The 4,650-nt window shown below is 59.6% G+C and carries 4 protein-coding genes; all 4 read right to left on the bottom strand.

Annotated elements, in window-relative coordinates:
• Nucleotides 1-103: 103 nt before the first annotated feature.
• Nucleotides 104-1,927: a hypothetical protein gene (locus SH809_17835; GenBank protein ID MDZ4701577.1), complete on the bottom strand. Its 1,824-nt coding sequence runs from the start codon at nucleotides 1,925-1,927 to the stop codon at nucleotides 104-106.
• A gap of 34 nt (nucleotides 1,928-1,961) precedes the next feature.
• Nucleotides 1,962-2,648 carry a hypothetical protein gene (locus SH809_17830; protein ID MDZ4701576.1) on the bottom strand — a complete coding sequence of 229 codons (687 nt, stop codon included), beginning with the start codon at nucleotides 2,646-2,648 and terminating at the stop codon, nucleotides 1,962-1,964.
• Between the two features lie 69 nt (nucleotides 2,649-2,717).
• Nucleotides 2,718-3,251, bottom strand: coding sequence for a hypothetical protein (locus SH809_17825; GenBank protein MDZ4701575.1), 534 nt, complete (start codon nucleotides 3,249-3,251; stop codon nucleotides 2,718-2,720).
• A 256-nt stretch (nucleotides 3,252-3,507) separates the two neighbouring features.
• Nucleotides 3,508-4,650, bottom strand: a 1,143-nt coding sequence (locus tag SH809_17820) for a DUF5009 domain-containing protein (GenBank protein ID MDZ4701574.1), incomplete at its 5' end; no start/stop codon positions are given.

The following is a 4,650-nucleotide window of genomic DNA, read 5'->3' as shown; positions in this document are numbered from 1 at the left end:
TTACCTTTTACCTTTGCCCTTTTACCTTTTACCTTTGCCCTTTTACCTTTTACCTTTGCCCTTTTACCTTTTACCTTTGCCCTTTTACCTTTTACCTTTTTCCTTAATCCGTCACCGGGTTGCCGGCGTCGTGCGGGTCCCAGGAACGGGTCCAGGTGCCGAGGTGGGTGAGACCGAAGGAGCCGCCACTGAAGCCGGATACCAGGCTGAATACTATGCTTGGATCCTCACGAATGATGGCGTCCGGGCCGATCGTCAGGTTCAGGCCGTAATCAGATTCGGAGAGGTGGCTGGCGAACTCTGCCATCTCTTCCTCGAACTCCTCTTCCTCATCTGTCCGGCGATGCCAGTAAAGGCTCGTTTCATACAGCTTTACATTCATCCCGAAGGTAGACTGGTAAAGCCGGAAGGTGAGCGCGCCCATGCGATCGAAGTTGGACCACACGCAACCGGGGCCGGAGTCCTTCTCGACGTGATTGCAGCCAACGTAATCGGTGTCTTCGCTATCCCACAATTTTCGCAGCGCGCTCAGCCGAGTGATGCCCGTGTCGAAGATCTCGAGATCGCCGGCGCGGAAGGGCTCTGTACGCAGGGTGTTGCCCGATACGGCATAGAGGGGGGCAAACCCGTCGCTAATAGGGTGGATCGTTTCGTCCTGGCCGGCGAGTTTGAAGCGGACCAACCCGCGCCCGTGGTTACCGTTGTTAAAAACCTCCACGAAAATGCTATCGTCGGCGCTCAGATGGCTCAGCGTATTATCGAACCAGGTGTAGCCGTCGTGGTCCGGGTAGGCCGGGTCGTTGGCATGCCAGACGACATAGTTGCCCTCCAGGGCGGTATAATCATGGGTGTGCTCGCGGAGCCAGCCGTATTCAATCATCTCGGCTCCATAGGGCTGCGACCACACGCCGGATTCGTCGCGCATGACGGAAATGTCCATGTGGCCAGTGTTCGGTAAACCATCCTGCAGGGCGACCAGGTTGCCCTCGATCTCTACGAACCCACTGAGGTCGATTACGGGGTTCGTGTCGCCGGAAGGGGGCTTGACAAGGATGATGCCGTCCCATTGAAACGTCACGCCGGCCGGTACGATCAGGTCTCCCTGTACAACCAGGATGCCCTTGCCCTGGAAGTCGGTATTGACGGTCAGATTGCCCTCTACCGTCAACATGGCATTCCCTCCCGTCATTCCGAAGGAAGCGCCGAGACCACTCAGATTGGGCACCATTGTATGTGCGGCCGGGTACGTCAACGCGAAGAGGTCAACGGCTTCGCTGATCTGGTCGGGATAAAAGGCGCCTGACATGCCGTCGTACGCATCGCGCTGGTCCTGATCGATCTCCACCACATCGATGTCAAAGCCGTTACCGTCGATCGCAGTCTGCATGTCCGTCAACTGATAGGTCATGCCCAGGCCGTACGTGCTCAAATCCCCACTCAATCCCAGGTCAGTAAACAGCACCTCATCCAGTTCGCTCAGGCTCTGGTTATCAAGTCCGATGCTGGTGAAGTCAAGCGTGGCGCCCGCGTCGATAACCGGATTGATCTTGTTCACCTTAAACTGCATCGCGTTAAGGGCGAAGTCATTCCAGGCGAATCGGCTCCGAATCTCGTGGACCGTCTGCTGGTAGGTGGCGCGCAAGGTGAAGTCGAGCGTATCGTTCAGGACCGCGAAGTTCACGACGTCGATCTGGCCCCCGCCCTGGCTCATGGTGGTGAACGCCGGCGCCACGGCGGAACCACTCGTGCCCACCCAGCCGGCGAGCAACAGCTTGCGGCCCTCGAGCGCCAGGTCCCTCGCTACGAGACGGGCCCGGTTTTCGTTTTCCCGCACGCCGGTCTCGTTCGAGCTCAGCTGGGCGTTATACAGAAGCAGAAGCGTCGAAAAAGCGACGGCGATGACGGAGAGGAGTGCGCCTTTTCCCATAGGTGTTTCCGAATGTGGTGTGTGGGATTGGGGGTTACTCCCAGTTGGGCAGATCGATGGTTGAACCGTACCGACTGAAGTTGAGCTGGCTGTTCGAAAGCTGATCGGCCGCGATACGCTCGATGCCTTCCTGTGCCATCTGAAGCTGGAAGCGAACCCGCGTCAGTTCGGTCGGGCAGGTCGTCGTGGAGGTCGGTGTGAACGCGGCGATGCCGCGCTGGGCGAACTCGACATCGAAGAAGGTGACGTACGGCTGGGTCTGCCCGGTGACGACGAAGTCGATGACGCGCTCGAGGCGATAGAGCGGGTGGGTCTGCGTGACGGCGCCCATCTGCCGGCTCACGGAAGCGCCGGGCTCGCGGACGAGTCGGTATTCGACAAGGGAGAGCGCGGTGCTGTCCGGGTTCGCCGCGTCGATGGGTGCGTAGGGATCGGAAAGCGTCACAAACGAAAAGGTGAGTGTCGTGTCGCCGGAGGCCGTCGTGCTGCACCATAATCCGCCACTTGTGGAGATACCACCTGCGGTCGCTTGTGCTTCGGTGCGCATATTGGCGATATCCTTTTCCAGCATGAACGAGATGTCCAGCGTGGCTCCGCGCACCATGGCGTTGACGGTGGTTTCGGAGGCCGACTGCACCCCGCGCACCTGCAACAGCGCGAAGATGAGCACAAGCACCGAAACGATGATGAGGGCCGCGAGATGGTCGAGTATGACTTGCATGGGCAGTGTATCAGCAAATACCGATGAACGGGTGGGGTAGAGGGTACGAGGGAGAGGGCGAGATCAAACTTAGACGTAATCTGAGACGGCGATCGAGCGGCGCTCGATGATGCGGACATAGCCGGCGTCGATCGCTTCCCGGGTTTCGACGGTCAGGATGACGACCTTGATGAGCGACTTGAAGCCACCCGATGGAACGGACCCGGGGGCCGTGGGATCGACATACTGCACGGTGTAGGAGGCGCGCAGCGGGTACGTCTCGTTGCTGAGGGTGTGGGTGATGGTAGAGTCGACGAGGCCGTGAAAGTCGTCGATATCGTCGAAGGTCGCCGGCGCACCTGCCGTTTCGCCGCTTTCCACGCCGAATGCGCCGGAAGAAGTCAGGTCGGCGAAGTCGGTATTGAGGGTTGCCATCCCAACACGAGCTTCGTCGAACGCAAAGCTGGCGACCTCGCTGAGCCGGAGCTGGGCATAATCGCTGGCGGCGGCTTCGAGCTCGCGCAGGTACGCCGTGCGCTGTAACATAAAAATGGACCGCTGCTGATTCATCGAAATCGTCGTGACGATCAGCAACGCGCCGAGGGCGAGCAGCGTCTGTTGCATAACCAGAACCGGGTAGGAGGGGCGCGATAGAGAGGCTGGCGCGGGCCGGGGATGAGGTGCGGCGCTCAGCGTGTGCGATGCAAAAACCGTCCGCAAGATGCGGGCCAAAGAGAGGCAGACGCTTACTTACTGACGTTACTCGTTAATAGGTTGAACGTTATGCGATCAGCCTTTAAACGGCAATCGGGAGCCGAATTACGTAGATGAGAACATCAAATGCATAACGAAAAAACGTGCAACGCGTAACGTCACTTTCTTACACTTTAAAGAACCAGCCCCGGCGGTACAGGGCCAGGCACAGGCCCCATTCCAGAAGCAGCACGGTGAACGCGGTGACGACGGCGGCGAGCACCTCGGGGGTGTGGATCCAGGCGAGGACGCCGTTGGTGAAGATGCCCACGAAGCCGTTCACCCACTGTTTGCCAACGGTTTCGCTGAACAGGTAAATAAAGATGGAGTTGGCCCCGATCACAACAAAAAATGGCGCGAATCGCCTGTAACCTTTTACATCGACCAGCGCATAGACGGCCGCCAGCGCCACCAGGCACCAGCCGCCCGAAACCAGCACGAACGAGCTCGTGCAGATCCGCTTGATGATCGGCGTCACGCCGGCCCCATCCAATCCGTACCCCACGGCCAGACCGGCAGCGCCCCAGAGGAGCAGCGCCCGGATTTTTTCGGCGGCCGGCCGATCTTCTCTAAGCCACTTGCCAGCCAGCACCCCCCAGATCGTGTGCGCCGAGGTCGGCAGGGCGTTGATCGCCACCCAACCGCCGCCGTTGATCTTCCCCATCAACACCGTATCCATATACGCCCCGAAATTCTGTCCCTGGACAAACGGCTGGTCGAAGCCGGGGATGGGAAACGTCCTGTACAACACTTCGGTCAGCCCCAGCAGCGCGAGCGAGATGATCAGTTGCGTGCGAAACGGCAGGTTAAACAGGAGAAAGGCAACGAGGATCGTGACGGACAGCTGGGAAAGCACATTCCATAGCTCCCACACGAGTTCGCCGGCATAGACACAGTGCAACCCCACCCCGAAAGCCAGCAGCAACGCGCATCGGGTAACGATGTGTCGGAGCGTCTGCCCCCATGCCTCGCCGCGGTCGCGCCGGCGCTGGAGCGAAAACACCATCGCCACGCCGACGATGAACATAAAAAACGGCTGGATCAGGTCCCAGAAACGAAGACCGTTCCATGGGTGATGGTGAAATTGTTGAACGATACCTTTCAGCCACGGCGTGCCGGCCGCGGCGTCGCCGAGGGCGTCGTACACCTCGGCGGCCTCGGCCACCAGCAAGAACATGATGAGCCCTCGGAAGACATCGAGTGAGACGAGGCGATGGGAAGGCCGTGCGCCCAGAGGCGGAATGGGGGTCATCAGGGGCAGTGGGTGCAG

Source organism: Rhodothermales bacterium, from assembly GCA_034439735.1.
In the GTDB taxonomy this organism is placed as follows: domain Bacteria; phylum Bacteroidota; class Rhodothermia; order Rhodothermales; family JAHQVL01; genus JAWKNW01.
This window is presented reverse-complemented; position numbering and strand designations above follow the sequence as displayed.